Source organism: Mesorhizobium sp. M7A.F.Ca.AU.002.02.1.1 (genome assembly GCF_003998535.1).
Taxonomy (GTDB): Bacteria; Pseudomonadota; Alphaproteobacteria; order Rhizobiales; family Rhizobiaceae; genus Mesorhizobium; species Mesorhizobium ciceri.
Window position 1 is genome coordinate 1 of record NZ_RZPB01001406.1, and the last position, 635, is coordinate 635.

Below are 635 nucleotides of genomic sequence, written 5' to 3' on the forward strand. Positions count from 1 at the left end.
GCGTGCCGCCGCAGAAATCGAGCACCAGTTTCGTCGCCAGTTCGACGCCCGGAACCATGAATTCGGGGTCGACGCCGCGCTCGAAACGGTAGCGCGCGTCGGTAATGATGCCGAGCGTGCGGCCGGTGCGCGCCGTGGTGATCGGATCCCAAAGGGCGGATTCGATCAGCACATCTGAGGTGTTCTCGTCGCAGCCCGAATGCTCGCCGCCCATGACGCCGGCGATCGACTCGACGCCGTTGTCATCTGCGATGACGCACATTTCCGGCGTCAGCGTGTATTCGCGGCCGTCGAGCGCCTGCACCTTTTCACCATCGCGCGCGCGGCGCACGACGAGATTGCCGGCAACCTTGCTGGCGTCGAACACATGCAGCGGGCGGCCGCGGTCGAAGGTGACGTAGTTGGTGATGTCGACCAGTGCGCTGATGGGTCTCAGCCCAATGGCGATCAGCCGCTGCTGCAGCCATTTTGGCGAGGGTCCATTCTTGACGCCCTTGACCAAGTTGAGCGCGAAGCCGGGGCAAAGCTCCGGCGCTTCGATCGTCACCTTGATCGGACACATGCCATTGCCGACATGCGGCATGATGGCGCCGCCGACGAGGCGGCCAAGCCCGCTCGCCGCCAGATCCCTGGCG

At 65.0% G+C, this 635-nt stretch carries 1 protein-coding gene; it reads right to left on the bottom strand.

The features are described 5' to 3' along the window. Nucleotides 1-635: phenylalanine--tRNA ligase beta subunit-related protein (locus EN879_RS38030; protein ID WP_281034640.1), on the bottom strand; the 635-nt coding region annotated here is incomplete at both ends.